Source organism: Chitinophaga sp. 10T418, assembly GCF_056394125.1.
Genome location: NZ_JBFTHG010000002.1, coordinates 585,015 through 602,844 on the forward strand (window position 1 = coordinate 585,015; position 17,830 = coordinate 602,844).

Below are 17,830 nucleotides of genomic sequence, written 5' to 3' on the forward strand. Positions count from 1 at the left end.
TTCCGCATAATTTTGCTTGTACATCATCCTACAGGTAATGAAAACAAGTGCTATTTTATTGCTGCTATTCAGTTATACAGCCGGTGCACAAAACAGAACACCGGTAACAGATACCACTGTCAGGCCCACGCCCGCAGCAACGGATACAACGTTAAAACGTACAGCAGATACAACTATCCGGGCTGCACACGCTGCTGATACCGCCATCAGAAGCAAACGCTCCCTGCATGAGGTAGTAGTAAGTGCCGGCGCCTTTGAGGCCAGCGACAAGGCCAAAGGAGCTTCTCTCACACCTATTGATGCTGTTACCGTAGCAGGCAGCGGCGAAGATATCAGTCAGGCATTGCGCTCCCTCCCGGGGGCACAACAAATCGGTGAACAGGAAGGATTATTCGTACGCGGAGGCACAGGCGAAGAAACCAAACAATTTATTGATGGCACCCTGCTCCGTACCCCTAATTACCCGTCGGTACCAGGCGTACCACAGGCCGCCCGCATTAATCCTTTTCTGTTTAAAGGCATCCTGTTCAGTTCCGGTGGCTACTCTGCTTTATATGGAGAAGCCATGAGCAGTGCACTGATATTGGAAAGTGTGGATTTACCCGAAAAAACATCCGCCAGTTTCTTTGTTTTCCCCGCCAACCTGGGTGCCGGCATGCAACACCTGGCAAAGAACAATCGCAGCAGCTATGGAGTAAATGTGGGTTATAGCAACCAGTCGCTGTACAATAACATTGTCCCGCAGAAACCCGACTACTTCAGTGGCCCGCTCTACCTGGACGGCAATGCCAATTTCAGAATCAAAACAGGCAAAACAGGCATGCTGAAATTCTATACCAGCTGGGGCCTCAGTGATGTAGGCATGAACAATCCGGATATAGACAGCGGGGTATTAAAAGCCGGCTACCAGGTAAAAGGATGGAACAGCTATAATAACCTGAGCTTCCGCAGCTACCTGAATGATAACTGGAAAATAGAAGTGGGCACCGCTTACAGCTATAACCGGCAGGAAACCATACGGCAGCTCACCAATGAGAAAGGCAACAAGGTAATTATTCCGTATATCCCTTACAGTTATAAAACCGGTTACCGGGATATTATCACTGACTTTGCACAGGCGCGTATCGTTTTAACACATTTCTTTTCACAGGGACAGGCATTGCGTTTTGGTGCAGAGCAATTTTACACCCACGACCATGGCAGGACCAACGACAGTACAATCGGGCTAACAGACCATCTTACGGCTGCTTTTGCGGAAAGTGATATTTACCTGGCTGACAACCTTGCCGCCAAAGCCGGAATGCGCGTGGAATATGCTTCCATGCTGCGTAAAATGGTATGGGCTCCGCGTATCAGTCTGGCGTACCGCCTGCACGATGGCAGCCAGTTTAACCTGGCCTATGGCATCTTTTACCAGGAGCCGGCAAACGACTTTTTATATCAGTCAGATCAGCTAACATTTTCCAGTGCCACCCATTATGTGCTGAACTATACCAGGAAAGCCAACAATCGTTTTTTCCGGGCAGAAGTATATTACAAGCAATACAAGGACCTGGTAAAAACAATGCCCGCGCTTAGCAATAACGGTAAAGGCTATGCGCAGGGATTTGAGCTCTTCTGGCGGGATAAAAAAAGTATTAAAAACCTGGACTACTGGATTACCTACACGTATCTCGATACCAAACGTGACTTCCTGAACTATCCTTATGAGCTGCGCCCATCCTTTGCAGCACCACATACCGCGACGGTGGCTGTTAAAAAGTTTTTCCAGGATATTAACACCAGCGTGAACATATCCTGGGCCATGGCTACCGGCAGACCTTATTACAATATTGGTCCAAACGGCATATCGGATCAGGGCAATACCAAAGGTTACAATGCGGTAAACCTGCACGTGGCCTATCTCTGCTCCTTCCTTAAAAACAAGAAATGGAAAGACTTCTCCGGTGTGGCTATGGGTATCAATAACATCGCCGGAACCAGGCAGGTGTTCGGATACAATTACAGTTACAACGGCTTAATTAAACAGCCTGTCACCATGCCGGCTACACGAAATTTCTTTATAGGCATCTTCATGAGTTTTGGTATAGATCGTACCGATGACTTTCTTAATAACAATTTATAAATCTCTCAAAAAAAGAAAAATGAAAAAACTACTCATTTGTTTGTCCGCAGTATTTATTAGCTATAGTGGATTTGCACAATCCGATGCGCTGCAGCAGGCGGTTAACAAACTGGATCAGGCACAAACCGTAAAGGATTATGAACAACTGGAACAAACCTTTTCCAACATCAAAACAGAAGCTGCCTGGCTGCCATCTTATTACGCAGCTTTTTGCAACGCAAAGATTGGATTTCTCTTACAGGAGGATGGCGAAAAAATAGAGCCTTACAGCATCCGCGGAGAAGAACAGGCGAAAAAAGCACTGGCGCTATTAGATAGTTCCAAACAGAAAAAAGAGGCGGCGGAAGTATATACGGTGTTGAGTATGGTATATCGAACCAAAGTGTTCATCAACCCTATGACTTACGGCCGTAAGTATGGTACATTATCAGAGCAGGCATTGAAACAGGCAAAGGCACTGGATGCACAAAATCCCCGCGCATTATTTGTGACGGCGTGGGTGAAATATTATACGCCTAAAATGTGGGGAGGAGATAAAGAACTGGCCAAACAACTGGCTTCGCAAAGTCTGCAGTTGCTGCTTAACCCTGGTACAGATGTATTTCCTCACTGGGGTAGGTCAGAAGACCAGCAGCTGCTGAGTAAATTTAAGTAACCTTTAAATCAGAAGATCATGGGATTCGTGTTTATCATCTTACTGCGCATTCTTTTTGTGGCATGTATGGTGTTTGTTATCGGGTATGTTTTTGGCGGTTTTTCGAAAAAACCGGCCCTGCGCACCATCACCAGGGTGGCGACCATACTGGCAATCGTGCTATTTTTGATAACCAATGCGTTTTTCATGCGGATGGCTTTTGTTCGCGGTAACAGCCACTGGTGTCATGACCGGGGAGAGGTAAAAATGGAGGCACCCCGGCCCTAAGTCAAAAATGCAGCATCATTTATTTGCCAGGCAATTAAATGATACTGCATTTTAAAAATATTGACCACCAGCTATGCTGATATCCAGGTAATTTAGAAAGAAGAACTTGGCCCTTCCTCCCAAACATTGTCTATCGAAATATCAAAACCTGTTCTTACAGATCCATTACTACTCACGAGGTAGCCCGTGAGGGTTGTTTTCTTGTTAGGGTAGCACCTAACATGATCAATCACCTTGTCATAAGTTTCACCAGTCTGAAAATGATGACCGGTTACCCTAATCGAAAACTCTTCATTTGTATTCATAACATAGCCCACATACCCATCTCCTGGCATGTCTGGATTCGGTGGTATTTCTGTGCTATAGTTCTTTGTAGAATCCTTAAATGGTAAATCCGTCTCAAAATTAAATCCGGTGCTTTCTGAAAGTACTTCCACTTTCAATATGGCGTTCGCAGCGTCCTTAAATTTTATCTTCAGGCCACCAATGATACGTTTAAGTGTCATCTGGCTTCCAATATCTGCGCCAGTTGAAGTAACCGTGAAAGCCACTCTTTTATAGAACGTTTCAGGATACTGAGACACCTCATTCGCCGATGAGAAGTTAGCAGATATCCGGCCTCCATGAAGATCAGCTCCTGCCGTAAAATTCAAGGGTGACACAGATGCCGCAAAAACAGCATAATAATTCCCAATCGGAAGTGAATCTACTATAGATCCAAAACTGCTATTTGTGTAATCCTGCGTGATATAACTAATTTTCTCATAGTTACCACTTGTTGAATACACCGCATAATAAATGTAATTAATATTCCCTGGCAATGCACTTTCCCGGGAACCAATACTTACATTTGATTTCCTTGCATTGGGATTGTTTAAGTCTGATACCTGCTGAATAAAGTTCCCAAGACTAAAATTTACAGCCACCTTTGTTTTAGTGTCAAGTACTTTCTCAGGGGCATTATCTTTTTTACAGGAAAAGAGGAATAGGGACAGCGAAATGACTGCCAAGCTAACATACTTCATTTGTTAAATTTTACTTTACTGTTTAATGTGAATAAAGGTTATAGGTTACTAATCATGGTATAAATTTCACATGGAAATCTGACGCGTGGTTAAACAAACTTCTATGGGTACAAAACTAATAATTTTCTCTAATCAGCAAATTATTTTTTCAACTTGATATATTTACTGATACCATTTGCTAAACAGGATCACAATTTTAAAGTGAACAAAACGCTGAAGTAAATTTATCCTATAAAAATGCTGGCGTATCATATCAGGGCAGCAGCTTTTAATGAAGTAGTTACTTTCGAAATCAGTTCATGCGTAGTACGTTCATAGGCGTCATCTGAGTCATTGCTCACCCAGCAACTCAGGATCACTTTCACCGCACCGCCCTCTATACCGGTAAACCACACGGCTTTCGGTTTGTCGGGTACCACTTCTTTCATCCCTGTTACTATATCCGTCATGATTTGCTCCGCTTCTTTCAACTTATCAGACATGGGAATGGAAAAGGTGAGCGTGATACGCCGCAATGGAGTAAGCGAATGATTGATGATCGGTTTCTGAAAAATTTCTTTATTGGGAATGATCACATGCAAACCGTCTGCGGTGATCATCGTAGTAGACCTTAGCTGAATAGCATTCACCGTACCCGTGAAGCCATTCGTTTCAATGATGTGCCCTACTTCAAAAGGCTTTCTGAAGGTGATAAATATACCGGAGATAAAATTCGCCGTCAGATCCTGGAACGCGAAACCCAACGCCAGACCTATGATACCCGCACCAGCCAGCAGGGAAGTAACGGCTTTGTCCAGACTTAAAATATTCAGTGAAATAAACAGGCCGAGTAGTATAAAAATAATAAAGAGAACACTGGATATCAGGTTGGCGATAGCAGGCGTTTCAGAGAACCTTTGAGAAAACCGGAGACTGATTTTACGGGCAAACCGCGCCAATAAAAGGAAAAGAAAAAACATGATAACGGCCAATACGAGATTGGGCGTCATCTTCACGGCGGCGATCAGCCAGTTATGCAGTTTATCAAAAATCAGGTGACTGTAGCTGCTGAATGGTTCGTTCATAATAGATCAGGTTATTACTATAGAATTAATTGCACAATGGTGGTCATTATCTCCACAGGGCTCCAGCAACAAGCCCCTTGCCTGGATGCCTGTCAAGAGCATGTTCAGTGCTGCTATGCACTCCTGCCATGTGTATCCGTTGACCTGCGCCATTCATAATATGGCGCCATCGCAATACATGAAAACCAAAGTCATGCCACGGACTTTCTATAGCATATCGCTGTCTAAATAAACAGGAGCAGCCTTTCACTGCTCCCGTTTAATACTTCTCCATTATTTATATCCTGCATTCTGCACCAGGTTAGGATTCGCATCCAGCTGGGCTTGCGGGATCGGGAACAACTTCCGGAATGGCTGATCCGCCGGATGGAACTGCCAGGTGCTGTTCCATTTACCAAAGCGGATCAGATCCTGACGCCGGCATCCCTCCCAGATAAATTCGCGTCCACGCTCTGCGAGGAGATTGTCCAGCGTAAGTGCAGTGATAGGATGACCCGTTTCAAAATTGCGGCCACGTACCTGGTTTACCAGTGGCAGCGCCGTTCCGCCCTGCCCTAAACGCAACAGGCACTCTGCTTTCAACATCAATGCATCCGCATACCGGAAAATAACGAGGTCATTATCCTGATCGGAATAAGGCGTATTTTTCTCGATCTCATATTTTACTATTCGCACGCCTTCTGTTTGTGTGGCATTAGCCAGATCCCCGATGGTACGGGAAAAAATCAATGGCGCCCCCTGTTCTGTTTTCAACGGTGTACCATCCTGGGAATATTGTTGTCCTTCCAGGAACATGGTTTTACGTTTATCGGTATCCTCATAGGCTTCATAAAAGTCCTTCAACGTACACCAGCCATTCCAGGGTGAGCTGGGCAAACCATAGGTATAACGGTTGTTATAGTGCAGTGTCAGATAATGCAGCATCATACCCTTTGCATTAACAGCATCGTAAGGCACCACAAAAATATTTTCTTTTGAATTTTCATTTTTGGTAGAAAAATTCGTGAAATAATTGGGCTCCAGCTGATACCCCATGCTGGTAACGGAGTCGCACATACGAATACAATCAGCCCAGCGTGGGGTACCGGTATACACTTCTGCATTCACATACAGCTTGGCCAGCAACATAAAAGCCATGCCCTTGGTTACTTTGCCATAGTTTTTAGTGTTCAGCATAGCAGGCAATCCATTGATATTATCTTTGATTTCCTTTTCAATAAAAGCAAAAGCTTCCGCACGGGGCGTATTCTTTGGCGGCTCGGTTTGTTCGAAAGAAGTTACAATGGGAATATTACCAAATGCATCCATCGCCAGGTAGTAATGAAACGCACGCAGTACTTTCATCTGCGCAATGATCTGGTCTTTGGTAGGCAGCACCACATCTGAACCCTGTAACTTCTGCAGGATGGCATTCACGGGGTTCACACCATCACGGTAAATGAAGTTCCACATATCATTGATGTACTGATGTGTGATAGGAAACTCATGGCTAATGAGCACCCGCCATAGGCCACCTTCGTTCCAGTCGGCGCCGCGGGAAGGCACCGTTGTTTCATCCGTGGTCACTTCATTCATTTTCCAATAGCTGTCGCGGTAATTGCGCAGTTTGGCGTATGCCCCGTTGGCAAAGGCATTCAGCTCGTCCTCTGTTTTGAGAAAGTTCTCGTCTGTGCCGCGGTCGTAAAATGTTTCATCGAGTTTCGTGCAACTGAACACGGAGATGACCATCCCGGCCAGCAATGTATATTTCAGAATTGTTGCTTTCATGTGGATCGTTTTTATTTAAAGTTGACCGTAAAGCCCAGTGCAAAAGAGCGTGTTTTCGGATATACGTTACGGTTATCAATACCCGGCGCCAGTCCGTCTATCGGCAATTCCGGATCAAGCCCGGAGTATTTCGTGATCACAAACAGGTTTTGTCCGGAGATATATACCCGTGGATTGGCGAACAGCTTACTCTTCGCAGCAGGTATACTATATCCCAGGGAGAAATTGTCCAGGCGCAGGAAAGCACCGTTTTCTATAAACCGGTCGGATACATAAGTACCTTTGACATTGCTGTCGGCATACTTCGCCATGGCATTACGACCGGGTAAACGGCTGAAACGATCGCTCAGCACCAGGTCGGTGGCATTGAAGATCTGGTAGCCAAACAGGCTGCGTAATAAAAAGTTGAGGTCAAAGTTTTTGTAACGGAAAGTATTCGCCAGTCCTGCCTGGTATTTAGGCAACCCATTACCCGCCACGCGGCTGTCGCTGCGGAAGTCAAAAGTACCGCTGCCATCCAGGTCTTCGAATTGCTGATTCCCGTTGGCATCTACACCGGTATAATGCGGAATATAAAATGTACCGATGGAATAACCGGGTACTACTTTTACGATCTGCACGGCTGTTAAGCCACGGGCACCTACGGTACCATCATAAATTGCATCACTCTTGTACTGATCGTTGGCGATAGAAAGGATTTCGTTATAGTTGCGGGAAATATTGAAAGAAGCATTCCAGCTAAAATCTTTGTGCTCAATAATAGCGCCCGTCAACGACAGCTCTACTCCTTTATTGCTGATCTTACCTACATTCGCCAGCATAGTGGGAAACAGGTAAGGCGGGGAAGGCACGTTGTAATTAAAGAGCAGGTCTTTGGTGCGCTTATCATAGTATTCCAGTGTTCCGCTCAGTCTTCCCTTAAACATAGTAAAGTCAAAGCCGGCGTTAAATTGTGCGGCAGACTCCCAGCGCAGATTGGGATTTTCATTTTGTCCGATCTGGTAAGAAGTCACCCAGCGGCCATTGTCCATTACTTTACCACCGGGACTGTAAGTAAGTGGTGATTTATAGTTCTGGATTTCCTGGTTACCGGTAACCCCATAGCCTACACGAAATTTCAGATCCTGCAACCAGCTGCTGTTTTGTAGAAAAGGTTCCTGTGTAATACGCCATGCCAGCGAGGCTGAGGGGAACGTTCCCCATTTTTTGTCTTTACCGAAACGGGTAGAGCCATCTCTGCGGACGGTACCGGTCAAGAGGTACTTATCGTTGTAACTATAGAACACACGGCCAATGAAAGATACCAGCGAGTTTTCTTCTGCACCGGAAGCCACAGCAGGCTGATCGCCCTGACCAGCGCCCAGGTTGTTATAGCTGAAGATATCAGATACAAACTGTGTATTGCCGGCAGACATGCTGTTCTGGAAGAAATTCTGATAAGAGTAACCAGCCGTTACCTTCAACACATGCTGCTGCCATTGCTGACTATAGGTGAAATAGGTTTCCAGGGTTTTGTTATCCCATGTTTTAGACGCGCGGGTAGCGGTACCATTGCTGCCGGCGCCTTCTGTTACCGGTGATTTTTTTGAATAATACAGGCCACGATCGCTGGACGCACGTTCCAATCCGAGCAACAGGTCATACGTCAAATGACTGGTAATATCATACGTGGCTTTTGCAGAACCAATAAACCGGTTCAATGCCCGCTGATGTTTAATCTGGTTGGCCAGTGCTACTGGATTATAGTTATCGTTGATATCAAGCTTTTCGAAGTAGCTGCCATCCGCATTATAGATGGGGGCAGTAGGATTATAGGCGATGGCCTGCTCCCATATGCGGTTGTCACCGTTGCCATCGGGATCTGCGCCTACATATTTGTTCTTCTCTCCTACATAGTTCATGGACAGTCCCAGCCGGAGGCGGTTATCGAAAACGCCCTGATCCAGGGTAATACGTCCGATAGTACGTTCCAGGCCGGAGTTGAGTACCACGCCTTCGTTGTTGAGATAATTGACAGAAGCGCTGTAGCGGGTATTATCTCTTCCTCCGCTCATAGAAATGTTGTGACTATGGCTGATACCGGTGCGGGTAATCGCTTTCTGCCAGTTGGTAGAAGCGCCCAGGTCGAATGCCGAAGCATCAATATTATTATCCTTCAGGTATTTGCGGTAGTCTGATGCGTTCAGCACACCGTAGGTGTTGGACATCTTCTCCATACCTATATAACCGCTGTAAGACACCTGCGGAGCACCTTCTTTACCACGGCGGGTAGTAACGATGATAACGCCGTTGGCGCCACGGGAACCGTAGATAGCCGCTGCGGAAGCATCTTTCAATACATCAATCGACACGATATCATCCGGCGGCACTGCATTGATATCGATACCGGGAATACCATCTACTACAAAAAGAGGCTGGCTGCTGGCAGATAACGAAGACGCTCCTCTCAGACGGATACTCACCGTACCATTAGGGTTACCACCTGGTTTGCTGATCACCAGGCCGGCAACTTTACCTTGTAATACCTGAACGGGGTTACTGATAATACCTTTATTAAATTCTTTGGGCGTGATGCTGACGATAGAACCCGTGAGGTCTTTTTTCTGGGTAACGCCATAACCGATCACCACGACTTCTGTTAATGCACTGGAAGATTTTTTCAGCTGCACGTCCATGGCCGGTTTTACCGGCAATTCAAGTGGTTCGTAGCCTACGTAGCGGAATAACAGCGTTCCACCGGAGGGAGCATCCAGGGAGAAGTTGCCGTTTTCATCGGTGAGGGTACCGATAGTGGTACCTTTTACCTGCACCGTTACGCCTGGCAAAGGAACATGATCATCGGCACCGGTGATGTGACCTTTTACTTTTATGTTTTCCCATTCAGTATGTTCCGGAATGATCACCACCAGGTGGCCTTCCAGCTCTTTATAGGTAAAGCCGGTACCGGTGAGAACTTTATCCAGTACGCTTTGCAGGGATTCTTCCCGGGCGATGATACTTACCCGTTGTTGCAGATTTACTTTGCGGTTGCTGTACAGAAAGTGCACATCGGACTGCCCCGCGATGCGGTCCAATACCTTTTTGATCTCTGTATCTTTCATGTTCAGGCTGATATGCTTCTGGGAATATCCCGTGGCAGCCACCTGCATACAGGAAAGCAGGACAATAAAGAATGATAGCTTCATAATGATCAAATGCTTGAGCATAGCCGTTCTTCGCCGGCATGCATCCGATTGGTTGACTTTTTCCATAAATTTGTGATAATAGGTGATACAATAGCAATGCCCTGCCATCCCGTCCAAAGGAGCTGGCGCATTGCTGATTAACCTTCGCACAGGGAATGTTAGTAGCATTTCCTGTGTTTTTTCATTGAACTCTTATGTGGTTGTTAGCTTTTCATAAACGGTTTTTAATTGAACGTGTGCTTAATAAATGATGATTTGCGTGCCATTGTTATCGAAGTGAAAATCCTCTGTCAGCTGCAATGCCTGCAGTGCCTGGCTAACAGTTTCTGACGCGAAGGAGCCACTGAATACATATCTTTTTACCTGATCATTGCGGAATATAATTTTCACCCCATACCAACGTTCCAGCAGAGTAGCCAGTTGCGCAAAGTCGAGCGATTCAAACTGCAGCCGGTTGCTTACCCAGGCTGTTTCTGATATGGTACTGTCGATCGCCGGCAGTGCGTTGGCTTTTGCCTGCACTATTTTTGATATCACCTGCTTTAGTTCCAGTTTTTTTTCCGGAGATGAGATTGCATTGTTGTTGTCGTATGCTACTTTTTCGTAGGGACGTAAGCGTATTTTATGCGCAGGTGTTTTATTGAGATATACTTCTACTGCACCTTCCAGCAAAGTGGTTTCATAACGGGGATCACCGGGATAGGCTTTCACATTAAAGGAGGTACCCAGTGCCTGAATATTCATTGCGGCGGCGTGTACAATAAATGGGCGTTTCGGATCTTTAGCTACTTCAAAATAAGCCTCCCCTTCCAGCCATATTTCGCGACTGGAATTATTAAGGTCTAACCTAACGCGGCTGGATGCATTCAGGTGTACGATGCTACCATCGCTGAGCCGGAATTGCCGCCGTTCACCATTGCGGGTTTGCACTAATTCCAGATCAGGTGGTTTCGCCTGGTCACCCGGCAATAACCAGAGGGTGGCATTGAATAAAAACCCTATGACTACGGCAGCAGCCACCCATTTCCACCAGTCGTGCCGGAACGGAACGACTTTCGTAGCTTCCGGAGGTTCTGCTTTGGCCATCATCTCACTAAAAACAGTATCGGCAGGTGCCCCCTCTACAGGAACGGCCAGCCAGTATTGCTCCAGCAAGGTAAGCTCCTGCGCCCATTCCGGGTGTTGTTCCAGCAATTGCGCCAATTCCTGCTGACCGGCATCGTCCAGCATGCCACTCAGTTTTGCGGTCATTAATTCATCCAGTCGGTGACTGTCCATGTATAATTTGTTTAAACGAACAAATGTTCCCTACGGGGAGAGACACTAAAATGAAACCGATTACTTACAGGAAGAGAAAATATTTTTTTAGCGGGCAGGAATTTTCTGGTCGAAGCCGCTGCCATAGTGTTGCAATGCCTGTCGCAGGCGGCTGGTAGCTCTTACCAGTTGGGTTTCTACGGTGCGTGGGGAAATTTCCAGGATAGCGGCTACTTCTTTATACTTAAATCCTTCTTCGCGGACCAGGCGGAAAATGGTACGTCCCTGCGGCGACAGTGTGGCGATGGCTTTGTCGAGCCACCCCTGCATTTCCTTCCATTCCAGCTGTGGGTGTACATCACCGGTCAGCGGGGCGTTGTCGGCTTCCAGTTCCAGCCACTGATGCTTGTAGTGGTCACGGTGGTGATTATAGCAGCGATTACGAACGGCAGTAAATAAATAGGTCTTCATATGCAGGATTGGTTCACCGTTCTTCCGGTTTTTCCAGAGCTGAACAAAAACATCCGACACGATTTCTTCTGCGGTCTCCCTGCTGATAGACAGATCGGTTGCAAAACGCACTAATCCGCCGTAAAAATGATTAAACAACTTCCGGAACGACTGTTGATCGTCCGCTATGTAAACAGCATCCCACATTGCCTGTAAATCAGTTCCTGGCATAGACCCTTATTAGACGAAAAACATTGACCGTCAAAATAGCTAAATAATTATGATTTTCAGCAGTGCGTTCATGGCAAAGATGACATAAAACTACTGTAATGAATGCCAAAACGGCATCTGCGTCATTCTGGAAATAAATTTGAGCGCGTATATCATTATGGATAACTCAATTTCATTTCTTACGCACGAGGCGTCGAACGATTGGAGTTTATTAGATGCCTATTCCCAGACCGTTACCGGTGTAGTGGGTACTGTTGCTGAATCGGTGGTACATATAGAAGTACAGAAAAAGGTAAGCGACCGGCGTACGCGGGAAAGGCGCACGCAGGCGGGGACCGGCTCCGGCTTCATTATTTCTTCTGATGGCTTCATCATTACCAACAACCACGTGGTAGAAAATGCTGAAAGCATTAAAGTATCTTTTGTTGATGGCAGAAGAGTAAGTGCCGAAATTAAAGGCGCCGACCCTTCCACAGATATTGCCGTACTGAAAATTGATGAAACGGGGCTTAAAGCAATGCCACTCGCCGATTCATCCACTTTACAGGTAGGCCAGATTGCCATTGCTATCGGCAACCCTATGGGGCTGCAATATACTGTCACCGCCGGTGTGGTGAGCGCATTGGGACGTACCCTCCGCGCCAGCAACGGCCGGTTGATAGACGATGTGATACAAACCGATGCGGCCCTCAATCCGGGCAACAGCGGCGGTCCGCTGGTCAACTCCAGGGGACAGGTCATTGGCGTAAACACCGCGGTCATCGCCTCCGCACAGGGGCTCTGCTTCGCCATCTCCTCTAATCTGGCCGCCCAGATCGCAGGACAACTGATCCTGCACGGCAAAATCAGACGGGCACAACTGGGCATCGCCGCACATCCGGTAAATCTCAGCAGCCGCATGATTGCCGCCAACAAACTATCCGTCCAAACCGGGGTATATGTGTACGAAACAGTACCGGACGGAAATTTCTACAACACCGAACTACATATCGGTGACATTATCATCGCCTTCGATGACAAACCAGTGGCTTCTGTAGATGCCCTTCACCTCCTGCTGTCAGAAAAGCAGATCGGGAAAAGGATCACGGTAGATGTGCTGCGCGGAGGAAGAAAGGTAGTGGTAGAAGTAATTCCGGGAGAGATTAAACAATGAATTTCTAAAGGCTGACGCGAAAGGATTCGCGTCAGCCTTTTATCGTTAGTCTTCGCGGGAGCTCCCATCATAGTTATAGTCATCCAACGTCCAGCCAATCGCTACCTCATTGACCCAATCAATAAAGCTGTCATTGGTGACTTCGGGAGCATCATCATGCCCATAAATATAGTGTGTTTGAAAAAAGACGACCGGGCAGGAATCATTTTTTGTAATTCTTGTATCGAAACAATAATAATTACCACCACCATCCGGAGAAAAAGGAACTAAATAATCAGGCATAGGTACATGCACCTCCTGGTGTTCGATATTATAAATGTTGCTTAAGGTATCAGGAGATGTACACGTTTCATCTATCCCATACGCCTCCGTACCCATCAGGTTAAATCCATTCATTTTCGAAATGAAGTATTTATAATCTACTGGCAGCTTCAAACGATAGGCGTCTTCGAATTCATCGATGCGACTATCTGTAATAATCCCACCCAATGTAATAATTGCCGGAGAAAACTTATTTAATTCATTAATAAGATGAAGGACCGCTTCTTTCATAGGTATCTACTTTCCGGTAACAATATTACACAATAAATCAGGCGCGGCATTAAACAAACCCGATTCTCCATTCAACCATTCCTATTTGCTCCCCTTCCACTAATTGCTTAAATTCCTGTTCAGAATATCTTTATTATGAAAAATTACCCGTTACTCCTCCTCACACTAACCTGCCTGCTTGCCTTTCAGCCGGCTCCTCCGGTAAAAACTATCCTGCTGAAAAACATCACCCTCATAGATGGCAATGGCGGCACCCCTGTGGAACATACCGATATCCTCATCAAAGAAGGTATGATCATTAAAGTTGGTCCGAACCAAGCCGCTAATGGCGCTACCGTCATCAACGGACAAGGTAAAACAGTAATGCCGGCTCTCATCAGCAGTCATGTACACATTGGAATGATACAGGGCAATAATAATAAAACAGATCCTTATACCCGGAAAAATATATTATCACAGTTGAAAAAATACGCCGACTATGGCGTGACCAATATCCTGGTCATGGGTTCAGATGAGCCTATGCTCTTTGAAACGGGACTGCGGGATTCGGCTGTTAATGGCCTGCTGCCCGGTGCCAGACTGTTCTCTGCCGGTTATGGCTTTGCCGCATTCAAAGGCGCACCTGCTATGAAAAAGGTCTATCACCCGGCCACCATCGCACAGGCTATCCGCGAACTGGACAGTGTAGCAGCTCTCAAACCCACCGTTATAAAAATGTGGGTAGATGATTTTGGCGGCTCCTCCCCTAAAATGGACAGCGCTATTTACAAAGCCATCATCACGCGCGCACACCAGCATCATATACGGGTGGCAGCCCATCTGTATTACCTCGCAGATGCCCACCGCCTTGTCAGCAACGGACTCGACATCATCGCACATAGTATCCGTGATCAGGAAATTGATGCGACACTCCTGCAACAAATGAAAACAAAAGGGACCATCTACATTCCCACTCTTTCCCTGGATGAATATGCGTATATCTATGCCCGTAAGCCGGAATGGATCGATGATCCTTTCTTCAAAGCTTCGCTGGAGCCCGGCGTATATGAAACGATTACCTCCCAGGCTTACCAGGATAACCTGAAAAACAGCCCTTCCTACCAGCGGAATGTACATGCCTTTGAAACAGCCCTGAAAAATGTGAAGATCATCGCAGATGCAGGCATACTGGTGGCCCTTGGCACCGATTCCGGCGCGCAGCCGGTACGCACCCAGGGGTTTTCTGAGCACCTGGAAATGGAACTGCTGGTACAGGCAGGGCTCAGGCCCCTACAGGCGATCACTATTGCCACCAGAAATGCGGCGAAAGCATTGAAAATAAATGATCGATACGGCACTATCTCCGTCGGGAAAACGGCGGACTTTATAATACTCGATGGCAATCCTGCACAGGATATAAAAAACACCCGCAAAATATCATCTGTGTATAAAGCAGGTGTTGAAGTAAGTAAAGGTCCATTGTTGCCATAAAATTTTTTCGCACCTTCACGGCAAGAATACCTGTTAATGAAAAAAATACCAATAAGACATATTCATGCTGCACAAAAAGAGTTGAATGCCGCCGAAAGCTTTAGCATCAGGGATATCGAGGATGTTCTTGCCGGAGAAGACATGGTACAGGAACTTCACAGACATGACTTCTTTTATGTACTTGCGCTAAAAAAAGGAGCTGGTCAGCACGAAATAGACTTTACCCCTTACCCAATTGATAACCATACCATTTTCTTTATGCGCCCCGGTCAGGTACACCAACTCACCCTAAAGGCAGGAGGTACGGGATATATGATGCACTTTAGAAACGAGTTCTATTCTTCTGCCGACAATGCAGCTAATCAACTATTACGCAGAGCCAGTAGTAACAATCAGTACTCACTTGATGCCGGCAGATTTCAAAAGCTGCTGACGATCCTCTCTAATATCTTCCAGGAAGATACCGACAAACAGGAACAGTACCAGGAAGTGATCAAAGCAAATATGCGGATCTTCTTTATCGAATTAACCCGAAAAAATAACGATACCCCGGCCGATAATGCGAACCTTTACGTACAGGAGCAACTGGAAGCTTTCCTGGCGCTTTTGGAAACACACGTTGCTGACCACAAACAGGTAGCGCAATACGCTGAAATGCTGAACCTTTCTACCTATCAACTCAATGCCATCACAAAGACAACTTTAGGCAAAACCTGTTCTGAAGTGATGAATGAATATATTATACTGGAAGCCAAAAGATACTTGCTGGTAACATCTAACCAGGTAAACCAGATCGCGGATCTCCTGGGATACGAAGACGTTTCCTATTTCATCAGATTCTTTAAAAAGCATACCGGCCACTCGCCGGAAACATTCAGACATAACTTCAAATAAGTCCCACACAACTACATCTTTGTCCTATCATGGCAGATGTGGGAGATGTTACTTTTGCAACAGATAAAACGATGTTGCTAAAAAGTAATCTCTCTATATGAAAACAAAGAATAAGTTAATTGCTTCCCTGAAAATATGGATCATCATCTATCCATCTATCACCCTGTTTCTTTATTTGTTTGGCAAGCCATTATCTGCACTTCCATTATATCAGAGAACACTTTTATTAACGATCACTTTAGTTCCCTGCATCGTATTTATCGGATTGCCACTGGTGGATATAATCATCCGCCGGATCACCTCCTGGCACGATAACAAAAAATGATTCTTTAAAAAATTAAACCCAAAAATATGACACAAACCTGGAATGAGATGTACAAAAACAAATGGGATGACCGATATAAAGAGGCAACCTATGCCTATGGAAAAGAACCCAATCTCTTTTTCAAGGAATGGCTTCAGAAATTTGAACCTGGATCTATATTGATGCCGGCAGATGGCGAAGGACGGAATGGGGTGTTTGCAGCTATGCTGGGGTGGAAAGTAACTTCATTTGATCTGAGTGCCGAAGGAAAAGCAAAGGCATTACAACTCGCCGGCGAGCAGCATGTTATCATGGAGTATATGGTGGGAGACCTCGAGCAGCTACCCTTTGAAAACGCTTCCTTTGATGCTATGGGATTAATTTATGCTCATTTTGATGCCGAAAGAAAATCTACCTTTCACAAAAAATTAAATAATTATCTCAAACCAGGTGGAATCGTTATCCTGGAGGCTTTCAGCAAAAGACACCTGGAACTGAAAAAGCTGGATCTTAAAGTAGGCGGCCCCGACGATTTGGATATGTTATTCTCTGAAGCAGAGATCCGTGCTGACTTTGAAAACTATGACCCGATCATGATGGTCGAAGAAGACATCCTGTTAAATGAGGGCGAGTATCATATCGGCAAAGGCGCGGTAGTTAGATTTGTAGGACGAAAGCGTTCTTCGTAACTTCCATTATACCGGGTTATTTCTTTATAAAAAATAAAAATTCACACCAATGAAAATTATCATCGTAGGCGCAAGTGGTACCATCGGAAAGCATGTGGCAAGCTCCCTGGAAAAAGATCACGAAATTATAAGAGTAGGTTCTAAAAGTGGCGATATTCAGACAGATATTACCTCACCTGCATCTATAGAAAATTTATTCAAACAGGCAGGTGCATTCGATGCATTGGTATGCACCGCGGGAGACGCCTACTTCGGGCCTTTGAAAAACATGACAGATAAGGAATTCAGAATAGGCGTTGAGAGCAAATTAATGGGGCAAATCAACCTGGTACTCATTGGGCAACACTATATCAACCCCAAAGGCTCCTTTACTTTAACCGCCGGCGTACTGACGAATGATCCTGTGGTAAGTGGCGCTAACCCATCTGCCGTCAACGGAGCGGTAGAAGCATTTGCACGTGCCGCCGCCATTGAACTGGAAAATGGTGTACGTATCAATGCGGTCAGTCCTACAGTGGTGGAAGAGTCCCCGGCCTACTTCCCTTATTTCCCGGGACATATTCCCGTTACCATGAAACAGGTGGTATACGGCTATCTCAAAAGCATACTTGGTGCAGGTACCGGACACGTAATAAAAGTGATTTAATTTTTACCCCATAAAACAGTTTGTATCCGCAGGTCATTATTGTAACAACAATAGCCTGCGGATATGAACTTATGCGGGAAGCCAGCTCACTCAACA

General features: G+C 45.8%; 16 protein-coding genes. 9 read left to right on the forward strand and 7 right to left on the reverse strand.

Going from position 1 to position 17,830, the window contains the following annotated elements; translation table 11 throughout:
• Positions 1-37: 37 nt before the first annotated feature.
• The 3 genes from AC1DCV_RS06770 to AC1DCV_RS06780 are packed head-to-tail and all read left to right on the forward strand — an operon-like array spanning position 38 to position 3,047.
• Positions 38-2,125, forward strand: coding sequence for a TonB-dependent receptor plug domain-containing protein (locus AC1DCV_RS06770; protein WP_477022476.1), 2,088 nt, complete (start codon positions 38-40; stop codon positions 2,123-2,125).
• 19 nt (positions 2,126-2,144) lie between these two features.
• Complete coding sequence (locus tag AC1DCV_RS06775; protein ID WP_477022477.1) at positions 2,145-2,780, forward strand: hypothetical protein; 636 nt, start codon at positions 2,145-2,147, stop codon at positions 2,778-2,780.
• Positions 2,781-2,798: 18 nt separating this feature from the next.
• Positions 2,799-3,047, forward strand: a complete 249-nt coding sequence (locus tag AC1DCV_RS06780; protein ID WP_477022478.1) for a hypothetical protein — start codon at positions 2,799-2,801, stop codon at positions 3,045-3,047.
• A gap of 92 nt (positions 3,048-3,139) precedes the next feature.
• Here the strand turns inward: AC1DCV_RS06780 and AC1DCV_RS06785 are convergent, their stop codons facing one another.
• The 6 genes from AC1DCV_RS06785 to AC1DCV_RS06810 form a co-directional block, all read right to left on the reverse strand.
• The gene (locus tag AC1DCV_RS06785) at positions 3,140-4,072 is read right to left on the reverse strand and encodes a hypothetical protein (protein ID WP_477022479.1); all 933 of its coding nucleotides are present in this window, start codon (positions 4,070-4,072) and stop codon (positions 3,140-3,142) included.
• 248 nt (positions 4,073-4,320) lie between these two features.
• Positions 4,321-5,136: a mechanosensitive ion channel family protein gene (locus AC1DCV_RS06790; RefSeq protein ID WP_477022480.1), complete on the reverse strand. Its 816-nt coding sequence runs from the start codon at positions 5,134-5,136 to the stop codon at positions 4,321-4,323.
• 273 nt (positions 5,137-5,409) lie between these two features.
• The gene (locus tag AC1DCV_RS06795) at positions 5,410-6,903 is read right to left on the reverse strand and encodes a RagB/SusD family nutrient uptake outer membrane protein (protein WP_477022481.1); all 1,494 of its coding nucleotides are present in this window, start codon (positions 6,901-6,903) and stop codon (positions 5,410-5,412) included.
• 11 nt (positions 6,904-6,914) lie between these two features.
• The gene (locus AC1DCV_RS06800; protein WP_477022482.1) at positions 6,915-10,088 is read right to left on the reverse strand and encodes a TonB-dependent receptor; all 3,174 of its coding nucleotides are present in this window, start codon (positions 10,086-10,088) and stop codon (positions 6,915-6,917) included.
• 240 nt (positions 10,089-10,328) lie between these two features.
• Entirely contained in the window at positions 10,329-11,366 is a 1,038-nt protein-coding gene (locus AC1DCV_RS06805; protein ID WP_477022483.1) for a FecR domain-containing protein, read from the reverse strand.
• Between the two features lie 87 nt (positions 11,367-11,453).
• Positions 11,454-12,026, reverse strand: a complete 573-nt coding sequence (locus AC1DCV_RS06810) for an RNA polymerase sigma-70 factor (RefSeq protein ID WP_477022484.1) — start codon at positions 12,024-12,026, stop codon at positions 11,454-11,456.
• A 157-nt stretch (positions 12,027-12,183) separates the two neighbouring features.
• Between AC1DCV_RS06810 and AC1DCV_RS06815 the strand changes: the two genes are divergently transcribed.
• Positions 12,184-13,179, forward strand: coding sequence for a S1C family serine protease (locus AC1DCV_RS06815; protein ID WP_477022485.1), 996 nt, complete (start codon positions 12,184-12,186; stop codon positions 13,177-13,179).
• A 45-nt stretch (positions 13,180-13,224) separates the two neighbouring features.
• Here AC1DCV_RS06815 and AC1DCV_RS06820 read toward each other — a convergent pair whose 3' ends face one another.
• Positions 13,225-13,731: an SMI1/KNR4 family protein gene (locus tag AC1DCV_RS06820; RefSeq protein WP_477022486.1), complete on the reverse strand. Its 507-nt coding sequence runs from the start codon at positions 13,729-13,731 to the stop codon at positions 13,225-13,227.
• Between the two features lie 135 nt (positions 13,732-13,866).
• Between AC1DCV_RS06820 and AC1DCV_RS06825 the strand changes: the two genes are divergently transcribed.
• The 5 genes from AC1DCV_RS06825 (at position 13,867) to AC1DCV_RS06845 (ending at position 17,734) form a co-directional block, all read left to right on the forward strand.
• A complete protein-coding gene (locus AC1DCV_RS06825) occupies positions 13,867-15,201 on the forward strand; it encodes an amidohydrolase family protein (protein ID WP_477022487.1) in 1,335 nt (444 codons plus the stop codon).
• A gap of 36 nt (positions 15,202-15,237) precedes the next feature.
• Complete coding sequence (locus AC1DCV_RS06830; RefSeq protein ID WP_477022488.1) at positions 15,238-16,095, forward strand: helix-turn-helix domain-containing protein; 858 nt, start codon at positions 15,238-15,240, stop codon at positions 16,093-16,095.
• A gap of 97 nt (positions 16,096-16,192) precedes the next feature.
• Entirely contained in the window at positions 16,193-16,420 is a 228-nt protein-coding gene (locus AC1DCV_RS06835; RefSeq protein ID WP_477022489.1) for a hypothetical protein, read from the forward strand.
• 26 nt (positions 16,421-16,446) lie between these two features.
• A complete protein-coding gene (locus tag AC1DCV_RS06840) occupies positions 16,447-17,088 on the forward strand; it encodes a class I SAM-dependent methyltransferase (protein ID WP_477022490.1) in 642 nt (213 codons plus the stop codon).
• Between the two features lie 49 nt (positions 17,089-17,137).
• A complete protein-coding gene (locus AC1DCV_RS06845; protein ID WP_477022491.1) occupies positions 17,138-17,734 on the forward strand; it encodes a short chain dehydrogenase in 597 nt (198 codons plus the stop codon).
• Positions 17,735-17,830 lie beyond the last annotated feature (96 nt).

Excerpts from the sequence above, each read along its gene's own strand:
- AC1DCV_RS06835 (WP_477022489.1), top strand. The coding sequence starts at position 16,193 with ATGAAAACAAAGAATAAGTTAATTGCTTCCCTGAAAATATGGATCATC.
- AC1DCV_RS06830 (WP_477022488.1), top strand. The coding sequence starts at position 15,238 with ATGAAAAAAATACCAATAAGACATATTCATGCTGCACAAAAAGAGTTG.
- AC1DCV_RS06840 (WP_477022490.1), top strand. The coding sequence starts at position 16,447 with ATGACACAAACCTGGAATGAGATGTACAAAAACAAATGGGATGACCGA.
- AC1DCV_RS06845 (WP_477022491.1), top strand. The coding sequence starts at position 17,138 with ATGAAAATTATCATCGTAGGCGCAAGTGGTACCATCGGAAAGCATGTG.
- AC1DCV_RS06810 (WP_477022484.1), bottom strand. The coding sequence starts at position 12,026 with ATGCCAGGAACTGATTTACAGGCAATGTGGGATGCTGTTTACATAGCG.
- AC1DCV_RS06825 (WP_477022487.1), top strand. The coding sequence starts at position 13,867 with ATGAAAAATTACCCGTTACTCCTCCTCACACTAACCTGCCTGCTTGCC.
- AC1DCV_RS06800 (WP_477022482.1), bottom strand. The coding sequence starts at position 10,088 with ATGAAGCTATCATTCTTTATTGTCCTGCTTTCCTGTATGCAGGTGGCT.
- AC1DCV_RS06820 (WP_477022486.1), bottom strand. The coding sequence starts at position 13,731 with ATGAAAGAAGCGGTCCTTCATCTTATTAATGAATTAAATAAGTTTTCT.
- AC1DCV_RS06790 (WP_477022480.1), bottom strand. The coding sequence starts at position 5,136 with ATGAACGAACCATTCAGCAGCTACAGTCACCTGATTTTTGATAAACTG.
- AC1DCV_RS06785 (WP_477022479.1), bottom strand. The coding sequence starts at position 4,072 with ATGAAGTATGTTAGCTTGGCAGTCATTTCGCTGTCCCTATTCCTCTTT.
- AC1DCV_RS06770 (WP_477022476.1), top strand. The coding sequence starts at position 38 with ATGAAAACAAGTGCTATTTTATTGCTGCTATTCAGTTATACAGCCGGT.
- AC1DCV_RS06795 (WP_477022481.1), bottom strand. The coding sequence starts at position 6,903 with ATGAAAGCAACAATTCTGAAATATACATTGCTGGCCGGGATGGTCATC.
- AC1DCV_RS06815 (WP_477022485.1), top strand. The coding sequence starts at position 12,184 with ATGGATAACTCAATTTCATTTCTTACGCACGAGGCGTCGAACGATTGG.
- AC1DCV_RS06775 (WP_477022477.1), top strand. The coding sequence starts at position 2,145 with ATGAAAAAACTACTCATTTGTTTGTCCGCAGTATTTATTAGCTATAGT.
- AC1DCV_RS06780 (WP_477022478.1), top strand. The coding sequence starts at position 2,799 with ATGGGATTCGTGTTTATCATCTTACTGCGCATTCTTTTTGTGGCATGT.
- AC1DCV_RS06805 (WP_477022483.1), bottom strand. The coding sequence starts at position 11,366 with ATGGACAGTCACCGACTGGATGAATTAATGACCGCAAAACTGAGTGGC.